At 59.9% G+C, this 21,027-nt stretch carries 16 protein-coding genes; 10 read left to right on the forward strand and 6 right to left on the reverse strand.

The features are described from left to right. Positions 1-72: 72 nt before the first annotated feature. From QPL94_RS01765 to nirD, 6 genes are all read left to right on the forward strand, one after another. Positions 73-1,428: a CmpA/NrtA family ABC transporter substrate-binding protein gene (locus tag QPL94_RS01765; protein ID WP_285355109.1), complete on the forward strand. Its 1,356-nt coding sequence runs from the start codon at positions 73-75 to the stop codon at positions 1,426-1,428. Between the two features lie 24 nt (positions 1,429-1,452). Continuing rightward, positions 1,453-2,448 carry an ABC transporter permease gene (locus QPL94_RS01770; RefSeq protein WP_285355110.1) on the forward strand — a complete coding sequence of 332 codons (996 nt, stop codon included), beginning with the start codon at positions 1,453-1,455 and terminating at the stop codon, positions 2,446-2,448. Between the two features lie 180 nt (positions 2,449-2,628). Then, positions 2,629-3,498 (forward strand): ABC transporter ATP-binding protein, encoded by an 870-nt coding sequence (locus tag QPL94_RS01775; RefSeq protein WP_502881530.1) that lies wholly within the window; start codon positions 2,629-2,631, stop codon positions 3,496-3,498. 300 nt (positions 3,499-3,798) lie between these two features. Continuing rightward, the gene (locus QPL94_RS01780) at positions 3,799-5,028 is read left to right on the forward strand and encodes an NAD(P)/FAD-dependent oxidoreductase (protein WP_285355113.1); all 1,230 of its coding nucleotides are present in this window, start codon (positions 3,799-3,801) and stop codon (positions 5,026-5,028) included. Between the two features lie 29 nt (positions 5,029-5,057). Continuing rightward, positions 5,058-7,571, forward strand: a complete 2,514-nt coding sequence (nirB, locus tag QPL94_RS01785; RefSeq protein WP_285355114.1) for a nitrite reductase large subunit NirB — start codon at positions 5,058-5,060, stop codon at positions 7,569-7,571. 199 nt (positions 7,572-7,770) lie between these two features. After that, the gene (gene nirD, locus QPL94_RS01790) at positions 7,771-8,139 is read left to right on the forward strand and encodes a nitrite reductase small subunit NirD (RefSeq protein ID WP_285355115.1); all 369 of its coding nucleotides are present in this window, start codon (positions 7,771-7,773) and stop codon (positions 8,137-8,139) included. A gap of 157 nt (positions 8,140-8,296) precedes the next feature. On the opposite strand, the gene QPL94_RS01795 is transcribed toward nirD, so the two are convergent. Then, the gene (locus QPL94_RS01795; RefSeq protein ID WP_285355116.1) at positions 8,297-11,452 is read right to left on the reverse strand and encodes an efflux RND transporter permease subunit; all 3,156 of its coding nucleotides are present in this window, start codon (positions 11,450-11,452) and stop codon (positions 8,297-8,299) included. Continuing rightward, positions 11,452-12,534 carry an efflux RND transporter periplasmic adaptor subunit gene (locus QPL94_RS01800; RefSeq protein ID WP_285355118.1) on the reverse strand — a complete coding sequence of 361 codons (1,083 nt, stop codon included), beginning with the start codon at positions 12,532-12,534 and terminating at the stop codon, positions 11,452-11,454. Before QPL94_RS01800 ends, QPL94_RS01795 begins: the two co-directional genes overlap by 1 nt. A gap of 204 nt (positions 12,535-12,738) precedes the next feature. Here QPL94_RS01800 and QPL94_RS01805 point away from each other — a divergent pair, with 204 nt between their 5' ends. Beyond that, positions 12,739-14,106, forward strand: a complete 1,368-nt coding sequence (locus tag QPL94_RS01805; protein ID WP_285355120.1) for a WS/DGAT/MGAT family O-acyltransferase — start codon at positions 12,739-12,741, stop codon at positions 14,104-14,106. A 3-nt stretch (positions 14,107-14,109) separates the two neighbouring features. On the opposite strand, the gene QPL94_RS01810 is transcribed toward QPL94_RS01805, so the two are convergent. Further along, positions 14,110-14,517 (reverse strand): NINE protein, encoded by a 408-nt coding sequence (locus QPL94_RS01810; protein ID WP_285355121.1) that lies wholly within the window; start codon positions 14,515-14,517, stop codon positions 14,110-14,112. A gap of 377 nt (positions 14,518-14,894) precedes the next feature. Continuing rightward, positions 14,895-16,001: a helix-turn-helix domain-containing protein gene (locus QPL94_RS01815; RefSeq protein WP_285355122.1), complete on the reverse strand. Its 1,107-nt coding sequence runs from the start codon at positions 15,999-16,001 to the stop codon at positions 14,895-14,897. 231 nt (positions 16,002-16,232) lie between these two features. Between QPL94_RS01815 and QPL94_RS01820 the strand changes: the two genes are divergently transcribed. Next, positions 16,233-17,123 (forward strand): metal-dependent hydrolase, encoded by an 891-nt coding sequence (locus QPL94_RS01820; protein ID WP_285355123.1) that lies wholly within the window; start codon positions 16,233-16,235, stop codon positions 17,121-17,123. Positions 17,124-17,291: 168 nt separating this feature from the next. Here QPL94_RS01820 and QPL94_RS01825 read toward each other — a convergent pair whose 3' ends face one another. Together QPL94_RS01825 and QPL94_RS01830 are read right to left on the reverse strand one after the other, a co-directional pair. Then, positions 17,292-18,392 (reverse strand): GGDEF domain-containing protein, encoded by a 1,101-nt coding sequence (locus QPL94_RS01825; protein WP_285355124.1) that lies wholly within the window; start codon positions 18,390-18,392, stop codon positions 17,292-17,294. Between the two features lie 134 nt (positions 18,393-18,526). After that, positions 18,527-19,342 (reverse strand): SDR family NAD(P)-dependent oxidoreductase, encoded by an 816-nt coding sequence (locus tag QPL94_RS01830; protein WP_285355126.1) that lies wholly within the window; start codon positions 19,340-19,342, stop codon positions 18,527-18,529. Positions 19,343-19,520: 178 nt separating this feature from the next. On the opposite strand from QPL94_RS01830, the gene QPL94_RS01835 reads away from it, so the two are divergent. Together QPL94_RS01835 and QPL94_RS01840 are read left to right on the forward strand one after the other, a co-directional pair. Then, positions 19,521-19,979, forward strand: a complete 459-nt coding sequence (locus tag QPL94_RS01835; protein WP_285355128.1) for an NfeD family protein — start codon at positions 19,521-19,523, stop codon at positions 19,977-19,979. 2 nt (positions 19,980-19,981) lie between these two features. After that, a complete protein-coding gene (locus QPL94_RS01840) occupies positions 19,982-21,016 on the forward strand; it encodes an SPFH domain-containing protein (protein ID WP_137436659.1) in 1,035 nt (344 codons plus the stop codon). Positions 21,017-21,027: the final 11 nt, after the last annotated feature.

Below are 21,027 nucleotides of genomic sequence, written 5' to 3' on the forward strand. Positions count from 1 at the left end.
AGGCATTGGCGCCTGCGCTCCGGAAACGGAGGGCAGGCTTTTTTTTGCCTGAAATAACACCGGGAGAGCACCATGCAACTGAAAACACTGGCAGCCACATTATTGATCCTGACAGGAACCGGCACGGCACAGGCCGAAATCGGCCCTGCGGAGAAGCCGGACCTGAGGCTCGGTTTCATCAAACTGACCGACATGGCGCCACTGGCCATCGCCTGGGAGCAAGGTTTCTTTATGGATGAGGGCCTGTTTGTGGAACTGGAAGCCCAGGCCAACTGGAAAGTGCTGCTGGACGGCGTGGTGACCGGCACTCTCGACGGCGCCCACATGCTCGCCGGCCAGCCATTGGGGGCCACCATCGGCTACGGCACCCAGGCAGACATCATCACCGCGTTCAGCATGGATCTGAACGGCAACGGAATCACCGTCTCTGACGACGTCTGGGAACAGATGACCCCACACATCGACAAGAATGAACAAGGTAAGCCCGTCCACCCCATCGGTGCTGCCGCCCTGAAACCGGTAATCGAACAGTACCGTGACGAGGGTGAACGCTTTCGCATGGGGATGGTGTTCCCGGTCTCCACCCACAATTACGAGTTGCGTTACTGGCTGGCGGCCGGCGGCCTGAACCCGGGTTTCTATGCCCCGCAACGGGGTGACACCAGCGGCAACATAGGCGCCGATGTGCACCTGTCCGTCACCCCGCCACCGCAAATGCCGGCCACTATGGAGGCCGGCACCATCCAGGGCTATTGCGTGGGCGAACCCTGGAACCAGCAAGCGGTTTTCAAGGGCATCGGAGTGCCAGTCATCACGGATTACGAGATCTGGCCCAATAACCCGGAGAAGGTGTTCGGGGTTACGGAAGCCTGGGCCGAAGAGAACCCCAACACCCACCTTCGACTGCTGCGGGCATTGATTCGTGCTGCCCACTGGCTGGACGAGAACGACAACGCCAACCGCGAGGAAGCAGTGAAAATCCTGTCCCGCTCCAGCTACGTTGGCGCTGACGAGGAAGTGATTGCCAACTCCATGACCGGCACCTTCGAGTACGAGAAAGGCGATGTGCGGAAAGTACCTGACTTCAATGTCTTCTTCCGCTATTACGCCACCTACCCCTACCCCTCCGATGCCATCTGGTACCTGAGCCAGATGCGCCGCTGGGGCCAGATCCCGGAGCCGAAATCCGACGACTGGTACATGGAAACGGCCGCCAGGGTCTACCGCGCCGACATCTACAAGGAAGCCGCCCGCTCGCTGATTGAAGATGGCACCCTGAGTGCCGACGACTTTCCTGACCTGGACGGCGAAAACTTCACCCGCCCACACCAGGGTGAGCTGATCGACGGCGTGGCCTTCACTCCGAGGGAGCCTAACGCCTACATCGACAGTTTCGAGATTGGCCTCAAAGGCTCGCAAACCCCTTAAGCATTGAGTGTCAGGAGACATCACATGACCACGCTCAGCCAGACCGACTCGTTATCACAAGGCCAACGATGGCTTCGTGCGCTGACTGAAAAACTGTCCGGCCAGAACCTGGCCGAAACCGGCCGCCAGCTGCTGCTGCCGGCCATCGGTATCGCGCTGTTCCTGGGTTTCTGGCACCTCGCCGCACCCCAGGTGCAGACTTCCCTGGGTGCATTTCCGGGCCCGGCCCAGGTACTGGAGCAAACCGGTCAGCTCTGGCAGGAACACAGCAACCAGCGGGACCGGGCCGCCCAGTTCGTCACCATGCAGGAACAACGCAATGAACGCATCCTGGCGGAGAACCCGGACGCGGAAGTAAAGATCCGCGACTACCCCGGTGCGCCAACGTTTATCGACCAGGTCGTCACCAGCCTGGGTACCGTACTGGCCGGTTTTGTTCTGGCCACCATCATCGCCGTACCACTTGGTGTCATCATCGGCCTGAACCGCCACTTCTCAGCGGCCGTGAACCCGCTGATCCAGATCTTCAAACCGGTATCACCGCTGGCCTGGCTGCCACTGGTCACCATGGTGGTCTCGGCCACCTACGTCAGCGACGACCCGATGTTCGAGAAGTCGTTCCTGACCTCGATGATCACCGTCACTTTGTGCAGCCTCTGGCCCACGTTGATCAACACCAGTGTGGGTGTTTCAGCAGTCAATCCGGATCTGCTGAACGTGTCCAAAGTGCTGCAACTGTCTTTCTGGACCCATGTCCGAAAAGTGGTGCTGCCATCTTCGGTCCCCATGATCTTTACTGGTCTGAGGGTGTCTCTCGGTATTGCCTGGATGGTCCTTATCGCCGCCGAAATGCTGGCCCAAAGCCCGGGACTCGGCAAATTCGTCTGGGACGAGTTCCAGAACGGCAGCAGTGAATCCCTGAGCCGCATTATGGTCGCCGTTCTCGCTATCGGCTTTATCGGATTTTTACTGGACCGAATCATGCTACTGATTCAGAAAAAAGTAGCCTGGAACGAATAGGACTCGGCATAGAGCTGGCAGGGAGGGTGGTCCGGGGACGTCAAAAACAGGGATGTTTTTGTCCAGCGTACAGGGACGTATTCACAGCGTGCCCCGGACCACCCTCCCTGCCAGCTCGTACTCCGAAACAAGAGGAGAAAGAACATGAGTAAGTCACACCTCGAATTGACCAATGTACAGATGGCCTTCGACACGCCTGGAGGGCCTTTCGTAGCACTGGAGAATATCGATCTTAAAATTCGTAAAGGCGAGTTTGTATCGCTAATCGGGCATTCCGGTTGCGGTAAATCCACTGTGCTCAATATCGTCGCTGGGCTCTTACAGGCCACCCGTGGAGGCTGTGTGCTGGACGGGCATGAGGTGAATACGCCGGGGCCGGAGCGAGCTGTGGTGTTCCAGAATCATTCGCTGATGCCTTGGCTGACGGTGTACGAGAACGTGGAGCTGGCCGTACAGCAGGTATTCCGTAAAACCATGACTAAGACCGAGCGACGGGACTGGATTCTGCACAATCTCAAGCTGGTCAATATGGACCACGCGCTCGACAAGCGCCCCGGTGAAATTTCCGGAGGTATGGCGCAGCGGGTGGGTATTGCCCGGGCACTGGCGATGAAGCCCAGTGTGCTGTTGATGGACGAGCCTTTCGGGGCACTGGATGCGTTGACTCGGGCCCACCTTCAGGATTCGCTGATGAAAATCCAGCAGGACCTGAACAGCACGGTGATCATGATCACCCACGACGTGGACGAAGCGGTGCTGTTGTCGGACCGGATTGTGATGATGACCAACGGACCGGCTGCCACCATCGGCGAGGAATTGCACATTGAACTGGAGAGGCCCCGCAACCGGGTCACCCTGGCCGATCACCCCGAGTACGTGCGTTATCGGCAGGCCGTGCTGTCCTTCCTTTATGAGAAGCAGCGCTTCCCCGGCAAAGGCCAGGAAGAACAGGGAGAGGCACGCACCGAGGAGACTGCCCCGGCTCAAGCTGAAGAAACGCCGGAGGTGGAAAGCAGCCAGCCGGAAATCCCGGTTCGCCGCATCGCCTGAGCTCATTGGGGCATCGCGGGCTCTCGCGCCGGTTCAAAGCACTCATCCGGTGCACGTCGCCCTGTCAAAGCGCATGAATTCCGTGCCAGCCTCAAAGCCTTCCGGCATAACTAGCTGTAAATACTAGAATTATTATGTTGGCACGGCCTTCGCTATTACAAACATAGGGAAGAACGTCCCGGCCACGGATCGGCCGGACCATCAGATCATTGTTGTTGGCATTGGCGCCGGACCATCGAGTCCCTTCGGGGATCAGATGCTCCGGCTTTTTTTGTTTGGGCAGAGAAGGGGATGACGATCGTGAGAGCAGCAACAGGACAGACTCTCGTTATCTGCGGGCACGGCATGGTGGCCCAGCGTCTGCTCGAAAAGCTGGTTGAGCAGCCGCAGAACCCTTTCGAGCAGATCGTGGTGTTTAACGGTGAAGCAACGCCGGCCTACAACCGCATCCAGCTTTCGGCCGTACTGGCGGGCGATGCCAGTGAGGACAGCCTGCAACTGCAGCAACCCGATTGGTACCGGAAGCACAATATTGAGGTGCACCAGGGCGATCCGGTTATTGCCATCAACCGCGCGAAGAAAACCGTCAGCACCGAGAGCGGGGTGGTTCAGCCGTACTCCCGCCTGGTTCTGGCCACCGGTTCCCGCCCGGCCAGCCTGGGCCTGGAGGGCGAGCACCTGGAAGGCGTGATGGGCTTCCGGGACCTGCAGGACACCCGCCAGCTCATCAGCATCAGCCAGCGCCAGCGCCGGGCTGTGGTCATCGGTGGCGGATTCCTGGGCCTGGAGGCCGCCGAGGGGCTTCGAAGCCGCGGCATGGCGGTCACGGTTCTGCACCGCAGCAGCCACCTGCTGAACCGGCAACTGGATCGCGCCAGCGGGGCGCTGCTGGAAGATGCCCTGACTGACCGCGGACTGTCGGTTCGCACCAACACCTGCCCCGTGGCCCTGCTTGGCCGCAATCTGGTGCGCGCGGTGCAACTGGATGACGAAACCCTGATAAGCACCGACCTGGTGGTGACAGCAGCCGGTATCACCCCGAACGCAGAACTGGCCCGGGGGGCCGGCCTGGACTGCGACAGGGCCATCCGGGTGAACGCGCAACTGCAAACCAGTGATCCCCACATCCATGCGCTGGGCGAATGCTGCCAGGTCGAAAGCCAGACCTTTGGACTGGTAGAGCCAGGCTATCAACAGGCGGAAGTGCTGGCCCAGGTGTTGTGCGATCCGGACAGCCAGGCTGCCTTTGAGCCATCCATTATTGCCACACGCCTGAAAATCAGCGGCATTCCCATTTTTTCCTGCGGCCAGACTGAAGCGGACGCGGATACCGAATCCGTGGTCTGGCAGGACTATGAAACCAATCGTTACTGCCGGCTGCTGGTTCGCAACCAGCGCCTGACTGGCGCCGTGCTGTTCGGCGAAACCAGCGACGGCCCCTGGTACAGCGAACGTATTCAACAGGCCGATGACATCAGCCCTTACCGGGCCCATCTGGCCTTTGGCAAGCACTACTGCGAAGCCGCGTAAGGCGGCCGGGAACAGAGAGAGGAATTACCATGAGCAAAAAAACCCTGATCGTGATTGGCAACGGCATGGTCGGCCACCATTTCCTGGAGCAACTGGTGGCAACGCCCGCTGCAGCGGACTTCGACATCAAGGTATTTGGCGAAGAGAAGCTGCTGGCGTATGACCGGGTTCACCTGTCCGAATATTTCGGCGGTTCCACCCACGCCGACCTGGCCATGGGCACCGCCGACTGGTACGCGGAAAACAATATCGACCTGCGCCTGGGCGAACAAGTCACCGGCATCGACCGCGACAACCAGACCATCACCACACCGATGGGCGAGTACAGCTACGACGAACTGGTGCTGGCCACCGGCTCCTACCCGTTTGTCCCCCCGATCAAGGGCAACGAGCACCCCCACTGCCTGGTGTACCGAACCCTGGAAGACCTGGACAGCATCCGCGCCAGCGCTGACGGCGCGAAAACCGGCGTTGTGGTGGGTGGCGGCCTGCTGGGTCTGGAGGCGGCCAATGCCCTCAAGACTCTGGGGCTGGATGCCCACGTGGTGGAATTTGCACCCCGCCTGATGCCGGTGCAGCTCGACAGCGATGGCGGCGCCCTGCTCAAGCACAAGATCGAGGAACTGGGGGTGCAGGTGCACACCGAGAAAGCCACCACCGAGATCATCGAAGGCGAAGACGCCCGCCTGCGGATGAACTTCAGTGACGACTCTCACCTGGAAACCGATCTGATCGTTTTCTCCGCCGGCATCCGGCCCCAGGATGCCCTGGCCCGCAGTAGTGACCTGGCCATGGGCGAGCGCGGCGGCATTGTCATCAACGACCAGTGCACCACCTCGGACCCGCACATCCACGCCATTGGTGAATGCGCCCTGTGGAGTGAGAAGATTTTTGGCCTGGTGGCCCCCGGCTACACCATGGCCCGCACCCTGGCCTCCGTGCTCAACGGTGACGAGGAAGCGGCCTTCACCGGCGCCGACATGAGTACCAAACTCAAGTTGCTGGGTGTGGATGTGGGCTCCATCGGCGATGCCCACGCCCAGACCCCGGGTTCCCGCAACATCCGTTTCAACGATGAGCAGGCCGGCCACTACCGCCGCATGGTGATCAGTGAAGACGGCAAGACCCTCCTGGGTGCCATCCTGGTGGGCGACAACAGCCACTACGACACTCTGCTGCAATACGCCCTTAACGGCATTGAACTGCCGGAACAGCCGGAAACCCTGATCGTGCCGGAAAGCCAGGGCGGTGCTCCGGCCCTGGGCCCCGATGCGCTGCCGGAAACGGCCTCGATCTGCTCCTGCCACAACGTCTCCAAGGGCGATATCTGCGGCGTGATCGATGCCGGCTGCAGCGACCTGGGTTCGGTCAAGGCCGAAACCAAGGCCAGCACCGGCTGCGGCGGTTGTGCCGCGTTACTGAAGAACGTGGTGGATAACGAACTGGAAAAACGCGGCGTGGAAGTCAGCAAGGACATCTGCGAGCACTTCCCGTACAGCCGCCAGGACCTGTTCAACATCGTCAAGGTCAACGGCATCCGCACCTTCCGTACGCTGATCCGCGAACACGGCAAGGGTCACGGCTGCGACATCTGCAAGCCGGCGGTGGGCTCCATTCTCGCCACCTGCTGGAACGAACACATTCTGGCCACCGACCACGTACCCCTGCAGGACACCAACGACACCTTCATGGCCAACATGCAGAAGAACGGCACCTATTCCATCGTGCCGCGCATTCCCGGTGGCGAAATCACCCCGGACAAGCTGATCGTGCTGGGCGAGGTGGCCAAGGAATACAACCTGTACACCAAGATCACCGGCGGCCAGCGGGTGGACCTGTTCGGCGCCACCCTGAGCGAGCTTCCCGAAATCTGGGAGAAACTCATCGCCGCCGGCTTCGAAACCGGCCACGCCTACGGCAAGTCCCTGCGCACGGTGAAGTCCTGCGTCGGCAACACCTGGTGCCGCTACGGCGTACAGGACAGCGTGGGCATGGCGATCACCCTGGAGAACCGCTACAAGGGCCTGCGAGCGCCCCACAAGGTAAAAATGGCGGTGTCCGGCTGCACCCGTGAATGCGCGGAAGCCCAGAGCAAGGACTTCGGCGTGATTGCCACGGAAAACGGCTGGAACCTGTATGTCTGCGGCAACGGTGGCATGCGCCCGCGCCATGGCGACCTGTTCGCCACCGATCTGTCGGACGAGGAACTGATCCGCACCATTGACCGGGTGGTGATGTTCTACGTACGCACGGCGGACCGCCTGCAGCGCACCAGTGTGTGGATGGAAAACCTGGAAGGGGGTCTGGACTATCTGAAGCAGGTGGTTCTGGAGGACAGCCTGGGCATCTGTGACGAGCTGGAGCAGCACATGGCGGATCTGGTGGACACCTATCAGTGCGAGTGGAAGACGGCCGTTGAGGATCCTGAGAAGAGGAAGCGGTTCCGGGAGTTTGTTAACGCTCCGGAGAAGAAGGATCCGGTTCAGGAGTGGACCACCGAGAGGGATCAGCGTCGGCCTCTGCTTGAGGGGGAGCCTGCTTAAGACTTAGAGCTCGGGGTGGAGCGCGGGGGTGCGTTGTATTTTTCCTTGGGAAAAGAACTCGCTTCGCTCAGACACCTTTTCCTGGCGGAAAAATACAACGCACCCCCACACTCATCGGGTCACGAGTTATCGCTGCTCGCAGACTCGAACGGGCCCAAGCCAACATTTTGAGTAAACCGTATTGAAATTGGAGAATGTTATGAAAGCACGCACTTCCTGGGATGTTGTTTGTACCGTTGAGGACCTTGTGCCGGAGTCCGGTGTGGCGGTCTGGACCGAGGATGGGCCGGTGGCGGTGTTTTACTTGCCGCATCGGTTGCCGGCGTTGTTTGCCATCAGCCATACCGATCCGTTTACCGGCAAGAATTTGCTGGCGCGGGGTATTACCGGCGACCTGAAAGGACAGCCGGTGGTGGCTTCACCACTTTACAAACAGCACTTCAACCTGCAGACCGGTCAATGCCTGGAAGATGAGGAGGTAGCCGTTAAAACCTACCCGGTCCTGCTGGATGGCACCAACGTCCGGGTAGAAATCCCGGCAGCGAACAAAGAATCAGTCGCAGCGTAACCGTTCATCACCATGTCCTGAAAGCGGCCCGGCACAATGCCCGAAAAGCCGATTTGGGGGTGGGGGTATTTTTTCTGCCAGGGAAAAGGTGTCTGAGCGCAGCGAGTTCTTTTCCCCAAAGAAAAAATACCCCCACCCCCGAAGCGGCGACTCCCCTTTACCGAACGGGCCGCTTGGCACGCCACCCGAGGACAAACACCGTAAGCGCCGGCAAGAAGGTAACAGTCACCGTAGCCGCACCAGCCAGACCGAACAGCACGATGGCACCCACGCCGCGGTATAACTCGGTGCCTTCGCCCGGCAGGAAGACCAGCGGGGACAGGCCGCAGATGGTGGTCAGGGTGGTCATGGCGATGGGTCTCAGGCGGGTTTCCACGGCGCCGATGACTGCATCCACCACCGACACGTCCTTGTGCCGCAGATTCTGCCTTGCCTGTTCCACCACCAGGATCGGGTTGTTGACCACCGTTCCCATCAAAATCAGAAAGCCCAGCATGGTGATCATGTCGAAGGGCTGGCTCAGAGGCAGCAGGCCGATTTTTGGCAACAGACCGCCCACCAGGTTCATCAGCGCCAGGCCGACGATGCCGCCAGCAATGCCCAGGGGAATGGCCGTCAGGATCAGCAGCGGGAAGCCCCAGTGGGCGAAGATGGCCACCAGCAGCAGGTACACGATCACCACCGCAATCATGAAATTGCCACTCAGGGCATCACGGGTGGCGTTGAGCTGGTCGCTGGCGCCGGAGATGTCTATGGACACACCGGTTGGCAACTCGCCGCTGTCGCGCATGGCACCCAGAAGTTCTGTCCGCACCCGTTCAACCCCGGCCTCCAGCGGCACATCATCCGGCGGGATGACGTTGAGGGTCACGGTACGGCGGCCATCCAGCCGGCGCACAGTGCTGGTGTCCACGGTTTCCTCGATGGTCGCCAGGCTCGACAACGGCAGGGTGGCGCCCTGGGGCGTGTGCACCATCACATCCGGCAGCTCGTCCAGGCTCGGGTTCCTGCCCTCGCTGCCATAAATGTAAATGTCGATCTTGTCGTCATCCAGGAAGAAGTCGTCGACATAGGATCCCTCCGTCAGCGACGCTACGGTGAAACCGATGGCCTCGGTGCCAAGGCCCAGTTCTGCGGCCCGGTCCCAGTCTGGCCGCACCTGGATCAACGGCTGGGCCAGGGAAAGGGTGACGGGCTGGGTCTGGATGCGGGGGTTGTCGAAAATCTCCCGGGCGCGGCCGTATGCGGTGTTGGCCACTTCGTAGATGGATACCAGGTCAGGCCCGGAGATATCCAGGTTAATGCTGCGGGTACCGCCGTCGTTGCTGGAGATAATGGAGCCCTTGGCGGCAAAAGCCCGCATTCCCGGAAACTGCTCGTAGAAACCGGTGATCTGGTCCATCAGCACTTCGATGTGTCGGGCGTTAACCGTTTCCGCGATGATCCGCACGTTGGTGGGGCTCACCTGCATGTTCAGATAGGCCAGGGGCGGTATCGGGGTGTCGCCGCGTTCATAGGCTTCCGGGTCTGCCTGCACATGGGGCAGGAAGTGGTCTTCCACCTGTTTGGCGATGCTCTCCATCTCGGCCAGGTTGTAACCCGGCGGGGCATTCATGGAGGCAAAGGTTTTTGGCTCTTCGCCTTCAGGCAGGTATTCAGCCGGCGGGGTGAGGAACAGGATGATCCAGGTACTCAGCGCAATGGTGCCCAGAATAACCACGGCGCGCCTGAACGGCCCGCTGACCATCCGCCGCACGGCACCCACGATGGCGCCAGCCCATCCGCCAGATACCGTATTGCCGAACTGGTCGGTGTCGGTTTCACTGATGCCAAAATCAAGCCGTGCACTCAGCATCGGAATGACGGTGACGGCCACCAGCATCGACGCGAAAATGGCTGAGGAAATGGCAATCGCCACGTCGGAATACAGCTGCCCGGCTTCCTCCTCGATAAACAGGATCGGCAGAAACACCAGGATGGTGGTCATGGTGGAGGCGAGCACGGCCGGCCAGACCTCCTGCACGCCTTTCAGCGCCGACTCGAACTTGTCCAGCCCCAGGCGACGATGCCGCTCGATGTTCTCCAGCACCACGATACTGTTATCCACCGTCATGCCAATGGCAAAGGCAACGCCGGCCAGGGAAATCACGTTGATGGTACGGCCGGTGATCATCAGACCGAGGAACGCCGCGATGGCACACAAAGGAATACCCACCACGCCCACAAAGGTTGCCCTGGATGAACGCAAGAACAGGAACATCACCAGGGTGGCAAACACGGCACCGATGCCCAGGTTGGTCCAGACATTGGCAACTGACGCTTCCACATAGCGGGCATCGTCGGCGGTCAGGGCCAGCCGCATTCCTTCCGGCTCCAGCACTTCCCGGTTGATGTTCTCCACCTCCTCCATCATCGCCCACTTGATATCGATGACGTTGGAGCCGCTCTCCCGCCGCACCTGCAGGCCCAAGACCCTCTGGCCGTTGATGTACGACAGCTCTCGGATGCGGGAATGATCCTGTCGCACGCTCGCCACCTCAGACAGCCGGACCACACTGTCTCCGGTACGGGAGACGACCAGAGCACGCAGCTCCTCGATGTCGCGGAATCGCCCGACGGTACGCAGCAGGTAGCGGCGTTTGCCGGCATCCACTTCACCCCCTGACACGTCCTGGTTGCGGCTGGTGATGGCATCCCGCAGGTCCAGCAGGCTAAGGCCACGCTGAGCCAGCTTTGCTTCATCCACGGTGATCTGCATCTGCCGGTCGGCGCCGCCACCCACGGACACTTCGGAAACCCCGCGCACGCTTTCCATGCGGGGGCGGACACGGTCCTCCACAAAATCGCGCATCAGGTCAATATCCAGCTCCCGGGGATTGCCCGGCAAGGTGGAAACCCGGAAATACATGAAGGCATTGGAGGAGAACGAAGCCGCCACAATACGCGGCTCGTCGACGTTGGTGGGGTAGTTGGAAACCTGGCTGAGGGCGTTGTTCACCTGGATCAGGGTCTCGGTAATATCAACACCGAAGGGAAACTCCAGCTCGATTTCAGCGGCGCCGCTGGAAGCAGAGGATGCCATCTCGCTGAGATTCGGTACGTTGCGGAGATACCGCTCCTGCTCAATCAGGATTTCCTTCTCGATGTCCTGAGGTGTTGCCCCCGGCCACTGGGTTTCCACGGTGACCGTGCGGGTTTCCAGGTCCGGAATCATCTGCACCGGAATGCGCAATGCCGCTGCAGCACCGATAACCGCAATAATCAGCGTGACCACGGTCACCAGGGTGCCGTGGCGAATGACTCCGGCAAACATCAGCGCGATCCCCGCTCTGCCAGCCGCACCCTGGCGCCATCCTCCAGGGATTCGTTGCCGCGGATCACCACCCGCTCGTCGCCATCGAGACCACTGAGAATCTCCATGCGGTTATCGAAGCTGGCGCCCACTTCCACCCGTTTTTCACGCACTTCGTAGAGATCTTCATCTGCCGGATCGGCGATCCACACTGTGACGCGGCCGTCGGGATAGCGGTTAATGGCATCCCGGGAAACGGTTAGTCCCTGCTCACCCGTGGACACCCTTAATGTTGCCTGTACTGCCATGCCGGGCAGTACCTTCAGCGCTTCCGGCCCGGTGGCCCGCAGCAGGAACGTTCTGGCCCGGGTATCGCTGACCGGCACCAGGGATTCGATGGTGACCGGAACCGGTTTCTGGTCCACACCTTTGGCCTGAACCAGCAGTTCGGAAGCGTCAGTGATGCGCTGGTAGTAATCCTGGGGTACCCGAAAATCCAGCCTGAGGTTGGTGATATCCACCAGGGTCAGCAACTCGTCACCAGGCGTCACCCACTCTCCCAGGTCACTGGCACGGTTGCTGACAACGCCATCGAACGGCGCTTCAATGCGATGACGGTCCAGCACAACCTGGCGCCGCTTTTCTTCGGCACGCAAACGGGCAAGGGCGGCCTCCGTGGCGGCAACCTCGCTCTCGCGGGCGCTGACTTCTGTCGCCGCAATATTACGGCCTGCCCCCACCGAACGGGCTTCGGCCAGCCGGCGTTGCGCCTCCTCCAGCCGGACACGGGCTTCTGACGCCTCCGCACGGGCGCTTTCGAGCTCGAACTCTGCCTGCTCATCGTCCAGACTCATCAACAGATCGCCCCGGGCAACCCTGCCCCCGGTTTCGACCCGCACACCGTCAACAAGCCCTGCCACCGCCGTGGACAGCCGGGAGGTACGCAGGGCATTGACGGTACCGTTCAGGCTGACTTCGCTGATGATATCGGATGTTTCAACCTGCTCCAGTTCAACCCCGGGGCGATCCTGCGCCTGGACCTGCGATAGCGCAAAACACCACAATCCGGCCAGAAAGCCCAGTCGCATGACGAGTGGTTTCACTGAATGTCCCCTTTTGTCCTGCGCTGCTGCCGCGCTGAATTCTGTCTCTTGAAGCCACCATGAACCTACGTCGTGAAATCCCGGGCAGACCTGTCAAAGTCGGAGTTTCAGGCCTGTTCGGCCAGCAACCGGTACTTCCACCGACTCCTAAATGCTGCAACACTGTCTGCCAGACAACAACCAGAACAATGCGAGATTCATACCGTGAAACCACTGAGCCCGATAGACCAGGTGTTTCTGTGGCTGGAAAAACGCCAGCAACCCATGCACGTTGGTGGCCTGCAGCTGTTCTCGTTCCCTGAAGATGCACCGGACGACTATGTCGCACAGCTGGCAGACCAGTTGCGGGAACAGTGTACGGTGACCCCGCCGTTCGACCGGCGCCTGAACAACCGGTTCGGCCAACCATTCTGGGTGGAAGACGAGCACCTGGACCTGGAGCACCATTTCCGGTTTGAAGCCCTGCCCACCCCGGGCCGTATCCGGGAACTGCTGGCGTTCGTCTCCGCAGAACACAGCCACCTGATGGACCGGGAACGGCCGATGTGGGAGTTCCACCTCATTGAGGGCCTGAAAGACCGACAGTTCGCCGTCTATATCAAGATACACCACTCCCTGGTGGACGGCGTTTCCGCCATGCGGCTGTTCCAGCGCATGCTGTCCCAGGACCCGGAACAGCGGAACATGCCCCCGATATGGGCACTGCCGCTGCGCAGCCGCAACAACAATGGCGACAACGGCCCGTCCATGTGGCGCAACGTCGCCCATCTGCTGGGGGAGTCCGGTAAACAGCTGGGTACGGTGCCGGCTGTGTCCAAGGCACTGTTGAGTACCGTCAACCGCGCGCGAAAGGACCCGGCCTACGACTCCATTTTCCACGCCCCCCAATGTGTCCTCAACGGCAAGATCACCGGCTCCCGACGCTTTGCGGCCCAGTCCTACTGCCTGAAGCGCATCAAGGCGGTGTGCAAGGCCTACGAAACAACAGTCAATGACGTGGTCATGGCCATGTGCGCCACGGCACTGCGAACCTATCTGATGAACCAGGATGCACTGCCGGAGAAGCCACTGGTGGCGATGGTGCCCGTCTCCCTGCGCAAGGATGACAGCTCGGGCGGGAACCAGGTGGGCATCATCCTGGCGTCGCTGGGCACTCATCTGAACGACGCGGCTGAGCGGTTGCGCTATATCCATGAAGACGTGAAAGCCTCCAAAGAGCGCTACGCCAACATGTCTGCAGAGGAAATCCTGAACTACACCGCTTTGTTGCTGGCACCGGCAGGCTTCAACCTGCTGACCGGCCTGGCGCCGAAGTGGCAGACCTTCAACGTGGTAATTTCCAACATACCCGGGCCAAAGGAACCCAGCTACTGGAACGGAGCGAGGCTTGAGGGGATGTATCCGGTGTCTATTGCCATGGACCGGATCGCCCTGAACATGACCCTGACCAGCTACTGCGACCAGATCGAGTTCGGCCTGATCGGCTGCCGCCGCACCCTCCCCAGCCTGCAGCGGATGCTGGACTATCTGGAAGAGGGCCTGGCCGAACTGGAAAGCGCAGCCGGGATTTGAGGTTTAACCGAACCTTACCTCCCGGTTACGCTGCGAAATCTGGTCATTCAGCGTCCAGAAGTCATAGAGCACGCCCACCAGGAACAAACCACCGGTGAGCAGGTAGAGGATCCCGGTGATCCACTTGCCCATGTACATCCGGTGGAGCCCAAACACCCCCAGGAAGGTCAGCAGAATCCAGCCAATGTTGTAACTCACTTCACCGGACTCATACCGTATGTCGGCTTCCCGGTCCATGGCGGGAATCAGGAACAGGTCGATGAACCAGCCGATAAACAGCAGCCCGAGCGTCAAGAACCAGATGGTGCCGGTAATCGGCTTGCCATAGTAGAACCGGTGTGCGCCCAGGAATCCGAAGATCCAGAGCAGGTAGCCGATGAGTTTGCTGTGGGTATCCTGATTGATTTCCATTTGGTTTCCTTTTGGCGGTTTGCTGGCCTGAATCTTTAGCCCTAGCCTGCTGGTGCTGGTGCCTGGCTGGGGGGCTGGTTTATTTTTCCTTGGGAAAAAGAACTCGCTGCGCTCAGACACCTTTTTCCTGGCGGAAAAATAATCCAGCCCCCCATCCGTCAGACAGTTAGGGCATAGTCCCCGATTACAAGCTGAAAGCAAGTGAACGAAACGAAAGACAGCCTTCTCCCACGGTCACTGGGTGTGGGGTGGGGGTATTTATTTTTCTCGTAAAAAATGGTGTCTGAGCGAAGCGAGTTCATTTTTCGAAAAAATAAATACCCCCACCCCGCAACCACGCTCCCAAGCCAGAGGCACAGCAGGCCAGGGCACCAAAGTCACGGCCCAACTTCAGGAGCAGGGTCGGGACCGCCTTCGCGGAATTCGCTGGCGGACTTGCCGGTCCACTTGCGAAAGGCGCGGCTGAAGTTGGACAGGTCGGCGTACCCCAGCTCGTAGGCGATCTCGCTGACTGACTGGTTAGTGTAGCGCAACAGCTGAATGGCGCGGTCTTTCAGTACGGCTTCTACTATCTCCCGGTAAGTCGTGTCCTTTTCCGCCAGCCGCCGCTTCAGGGTTCGGGACGATACGCAGAAACGTTCAGCCATGGCCTCCAGGGAGGGCAGTGGGCCCGGCATCATGTGGAGCATGTTGCGGATGGCGTAGGTGATGTCGCCCTGGTCTTTCAGGGCTTTTTGCAGCTCGAATTCGCACTGGTCCCGGGCCATCCGGGATGCTTCCGCGTCTGCCAGCCGCATCCGGGTGTCCAGCAGGCCCTTGGGGAACACCATGGTTTCTTCCGGCTGGCCGTATTCGAACGGCACCGGCAGCTGGGGAGCGAATTTGCGGTAGTAAGCCGGTTCCGGTGATGTCAGTTGCACTTTCACACCGGGAAGTTTGCCATCCACCAGCGCAAATCCCTGTTTTTCCGCATCTTCGCGGTCGATCAGTTGCTCTGCCAGCATCATCAGGGTCGCGCTTACGGTTTCTGACAGGAAGCGGTACTGGGTAGGTACGTCGAACTCGGACCGTAACCGCACCAGCACGTGGTCACCGGTGTCGGTCAGGGTCATGGTCAGGAAAGGCACCCGCAGTTGCAGATAACGCCGCACCGAATCCAGCGCGCCTGCCAGGGTGGGGCTGGTCAGGGCGGCGAACCCGAGTGTGCCGTGAATGGTGACCCGCAGCTCGCGGGCCAGCATGAAGCTCAGGCCGTCTTTACCGGCCAGATCCAGGGCCCGCTCTACCATCACAATGGCGTCGGTGACGAACACCCGGCTGTCGTTGGACTTCAGGTCCTGGGGGGCGACGTCCATGCCCTCGTAAAGGCTGCGGTCATTGTAACCCAGTTGTCGCACCACATCCGCCAGCACCCGCAGATACACACCGGGAACCAGGAACACTCCCAGCATCTGCCGTTCTTTTTCCGGGCCCGGGTTCGCCATGCAGGATCCTTTTGTTGTTGTGGGAGCACTCATTGCTACCGATGCTATCAGAAGCCCGACACAGCGGCACTGTGACTGGAGGCACCTGCAGGCACGTCAGCACAGTCAATTGAGGCCAGCGCTGGCCCCTACTCCACGATGGCCGTCCCCTTTTCGCATTCAAAGGCTGCATTGACTCACCCACACTGGAATCATCACATCAGCCATAGCGCCAAGCGCAGGAGTACAGACATGCTGAGAACCAAAACCACTGAGTCCAGGCCGGTTGCCCGCACACCGGAGAACGTCGCCATCAAGCCTCAACGCATGGGTTTCGAGTTCGGGGAGAAAGTGCCGCACTACTGGGTGGACAACAGCTACACCCTGAGCCACACCATGAACGCTCTTTCCGTGCTGTTTCCACAGGGCGAACAGTTTTTCGTGGATTCGGTCCGCTACTTCCAGGACCAGATCAAGGACCCCAAGCTGAAAAAGGACGTGCGGGGCTTTATCGGCCAGGAGGCCATGCATTCCCTGGAGCACAAATCCATGAACCAGCATGTGCGGGATCAGGGTATGCCGGTGGAAGAGCTGGAAGAGCATCTGGAAGTGGTGTTGGGCATTGCCAAAAAGCTGCCTGAACGCCACCAGCTGGCCATCACCTGTGCCCTGGAGCACATGACGGCGATGATGGCGGACATGCTGCTGGCTCGGGATGACGTACGCGAAGACATGCACGAGACCATGCGCCCGCTCTGGGTATGGCATGCCATTGAGGAAACCGAGCACAAGGCGGTGGCCTACGATGTGTTCAACCAGGCCGGTGGCACCTACGCCGAGCGCACCTTCTACCTGGCGTTCAGCACCGCGGCACTGGGCATGATGGCCAGTTACTTCACCACGCGGATGATGCTGAACGACCGTAAGAACTTTTCACTGAAGGACAGCGCCCGTGGTCTGTGGCAGCTGTGGGGCAAGAACGGAACCTTTTCCAGCCTGATTCCGACCTGGCTGGAGTACTTCAAGCCTGGCTTCCACCCCTGGGACCACGACAACAGTGAGCTGATTGCCCGGTTCAAGGAACAGATCAATGAGTATATTGCGCCGGAGTATCGTAAGGGGAATCGTCGGACCATTCAGTGATCTATAAGTCCGTGCAGTCGCAAGCGGCCACCTTCTGCCAAAACACGCCTCGAGACGTCCCTGTGCGGCTCGGGCTCCGCCATCCATGGCTCCGCACGGTTTTGGCAGAAGGTGCCCGCTTACGACCCGAATTTGGGAGTGATACTGAAAGAAGCTCAGCTTCTTGAATTAAACAGGTCCGCCCGCAAGACGCGGCCCTTTGACGGCAGACATACCAGCTCTGGCAACCATGTTGCGTCCAGCGCGTTTGCAGCTGAAAAGACAGCGATCTGCAGTTCGGAACAGTGTTTCCGCGTCGCTGCCGTGCTCGGGGTAGTGGGCAATACCGAAAGACGCTGTTACCCGGATAACGGCTTCGCCGTAGCATAGTTCGCTGTCAGCAATGCGCTGGCGCAGTTCGTCCATCAGTTCGAACGAATCCTCCGGCTTTACATCCCGCAAAATCAGTCCGAACTCCTCTCCACCCAATCGCCCGACGGAGTCGGTCGTGCGCAGACGTTCGGTCAGGCGGCGGCTTATGTTACGCAGCACCTGGTCGCCAGCGTCATGCCCCATGGTGTCGTTGACGACTTTGAAGTAGTCGATATCCATGATCACCAGGGCAAACCCGGAACCGCTGCGTTTGCACTCGGCGAGGGTCCGGCCCAGGGTGCTCTGGAAGCTTGAGCGGTTGGACAGGCCGGTGAGTGCGTCAGTCTGCGCCAGGGTGAACAGTTTCTGTTCGGCTTCTTCGCGGCGGGTTTCGTAGAGATGGATGAAGCCCAGCATCAGCACGGCGCAGAGCACCATGTTCAGCAGGTCAATCATGCTACGTGCGTTGGCAATGAATTCGAGGTGGAAATAAAAGGCGACACAGCCCGCTACCATGAAAGGCACACTGAGAAAGAAGCCTTCCTTCTTGCCGAGAAGGAGATAGGCCAGGACCGGCATCATCAACACCCAGACGAAGGCGGTTACCGAGGCGTCGGGCACCAGCATGATCAGCAGAAAGAAGGAAAATCCGGTGACCAGGTAACCGTATATCCAGCCCTGCAGATGCGGCGTCCGGTTGATCCGGGCGACTCCAAGGAACAACACCCCACTGGCAACAAACTCCCCGGCAGCGAGCCAGAGGTAGCCGTTGAGAATCTGCAGGCTGCCGAAAATAACCAGGGCGGACCCGGTTACCAGGAACAGCGCCCGCATCAGTGAGCGGCGATGGGTGTCCCGCAGCCCTGAGCGGCTTTGCTCAAGCGACGCACCAAGGTCCGGGTGCTGTGGTGTTTTCATGCTGCCTCTTTCCCTGAATTACAGCGGGCGGGAACTCCCCCTGTACGTAAAATATACAGGGCCAGTTACCGGGCATCAATCACTCCGGCAACCGGACTGCAAACCAGGGTCTTCGGCAATGACTGCCTGGCAGGTCAGATGTAGAGATTTTTGCGGGAAAACCGCTCCACCAGAGGTTGATAGGCTGACCCGAGCACCCGGTTCAGGGCATCAATGCCCCAGGCATCCGGCCCCACGAGAATGCGCGATTCATCCTTCAGAATGCCTTTCACAATGGTCGTGGCCGCTTTTTCCGGCGTGGTCATGGCAATCTTGTCGAACCCCTTGCGCTGGGCGTCGGCATTCTCGGACTTGCCCATGCGGGCCGAATTGGCAATATTGGTGCGGATACCACCGGGATGTACGCAACTCACTGCAACCGGCTGCTCTTCCAGCTTCATTTCCTGGCGCAGGGACTCGGTGAAGCCGCGAACAGCGAACTTGGCTGCGTTGTAGGCGCTCTGTTTGGGTACACCAATCAGACCAAACACACTGGAAATGTTAACCACGTGGCCGTCCCCGGAGGCAATCAGGTGCGGCAGAAATGCCCGGGTGCCGTGGGCCACGCCCCAGAAATCGATATCCATGATCCACTTGAAGTCCTCGTCGGTCATTTCCCGCACACTGGACGACAGGGCCACCCCGGCATTGTTGATCACCAGATTGACCTGTCCGAAATCACTCACGACCTGATCGGCGTGGGCATAGATCGCATCACGGTCCGACACATCCAGACGGTAGGTTCTGACCTCGGCAGCGCTGCATTCGGCTGCCGTTTCGGCAAGACCAGCTTCGTTGACGTCCGATATCGCCAGACGACAACCCTTTGCCGCCAGTGCCACGGCCAGTGCCCGACCAATACCGGAACCCGCGCCGGTTACCACAGCTACCCTGTTGTTCAGATCCTTCATCGTCGATGACCTCTTGTTATGCGATGGGTGACTTACTCTAACAGGTGTCGGGCCAGGGGATATGGCAATAATGCACTCCCCCCGGGGGCAATAGAGCCACTTTCTGTGACCCGCGCACCGGTGACAGGGTACAATTGCCGCCTCTCATCACTTGTCTGTCACCAACGGATGTTTCTGTATGGAATGGAGTCTTACGCATTTCTGGCTGATTCTCGCCCTCGTGCTGAGCCTCGCGGAGCTGACGTCAGGCGTACTGGTGCTGCTGGCTCTGGGTATCGCGGCCGCGCTGACGGCACTGCTGACTGTTCTGGGTGCTCCGTTTGAGTGGCAACTGGTGGGCATGGGCGTGTTTTCCGGCATTCTGGTGCCCGTCGCCATTCGCTGGATCAAGCCACGATTTTCGCCCAAAGGCGTGGCATACGGGACCACCGGCACGGGTGTCGAGCAGGGCAGGCCCTACAGGACGGTGAAGCGGGATTTTGACGGCGCCAGCGGCATTAAAGTCAACGGCGATTTTTACCGCCTGCGCACCAGCGATACCGACATGACCGAGTTGCCGCAAGGCACCGAAGTCATTTTCGAACGTTTTGACGGCACCACCGCCGTTGTTCACACGATCAATCACAAGGAACAGTAAACATGGAATCGGTTATTTCCCCCGGGCTGGTTATCAGCCTCATTCTCGTGGTCATTGGCATTTTCATCATCGCCAAAGGCCTGGTTATCGTGCGCCAGTCCGAGGTGATGGTTATCGAACGGCTGGGTTCATTCAACCGGGTCCTGGAAAGCGGCGTGAACATCATCATTCCGTTCATTGAGCGCCCCCGCGCCATCATCATGACCCGCTACGTCCGCATCGGCGACGAGTACCATCCCAGCAGCAGCTTCGAGACCCGGATTGATCGCCGCGAAACGGTCATGGACTTTCCCGGCCAACCGGTAGTGACCACCGATAACGTAACCGTGAACATCAATGGCGCACTGTATTACCAGATCATTGACCCGCGCCGTGCGGTGTATGAAGTGGCCAACATGAGCCAGGCCGTGGAGGTACTGGCAAAAACCACACTGCGTTCCGTAGTGGGCAAGATGGAGCTGGACAAGCTGTTCGAATCCCGCAGTGAAGTAAACAACGCCATTCAGGCGGAGATGGAAGAAGCCGCTTCCAAATGGGGTGTAAAACTGACCCGCGTTGAGGTTCAGGACATCAGTATGCCCGAAGAGGTGGAAGAGGCCATGCGCCTGCAGATGGCCGCCGAGCGAAAGCGCCGTGCCACGGTCACCGAGGCAGAGGGTGAAAAGTCCGCCGCCATTGCCATGGCCCAGGGCCAGCGTGAATCGGCCATTCTCAATGCCGAGGGTGACAAGGAATCCGCGATCCTGCGCGCCCAGGGTGAGCAGGAGTCCATTCGCCTGGTGCTCAGCGCCATAGGCGATACCGAGGACAACAAGCAGACCGTTATCGGCTACCTGCTGGGTCAGAGCTACATCAAGGTGCTGCCCAATATGGCCAAGGACGGCGAGCGCGTCTTCGTGCCATACGAATCCTCCGCTCTGCTGGGCTCCATGGGCATGTTCCGGGAACTGGCCGGCAGCCCCGAGGATATCGTACGCCAGAGCGTAAAGCAGGATGGCCTTCGCGGTGGCATGGTGGCTTCAGCCGGTAACAGCTGACGTCCTTCCGG

Origin of the sequence: Marinobacter sp. SS13-12, assembly GCF_030227115.1 — a bacterium.
Classification (GTDB): domain Bacteria; phylum Pseudomonadota; class Gammaproteobacteria; order Pseudomonadales; family Oleiphilaceae; genus Marinobacter.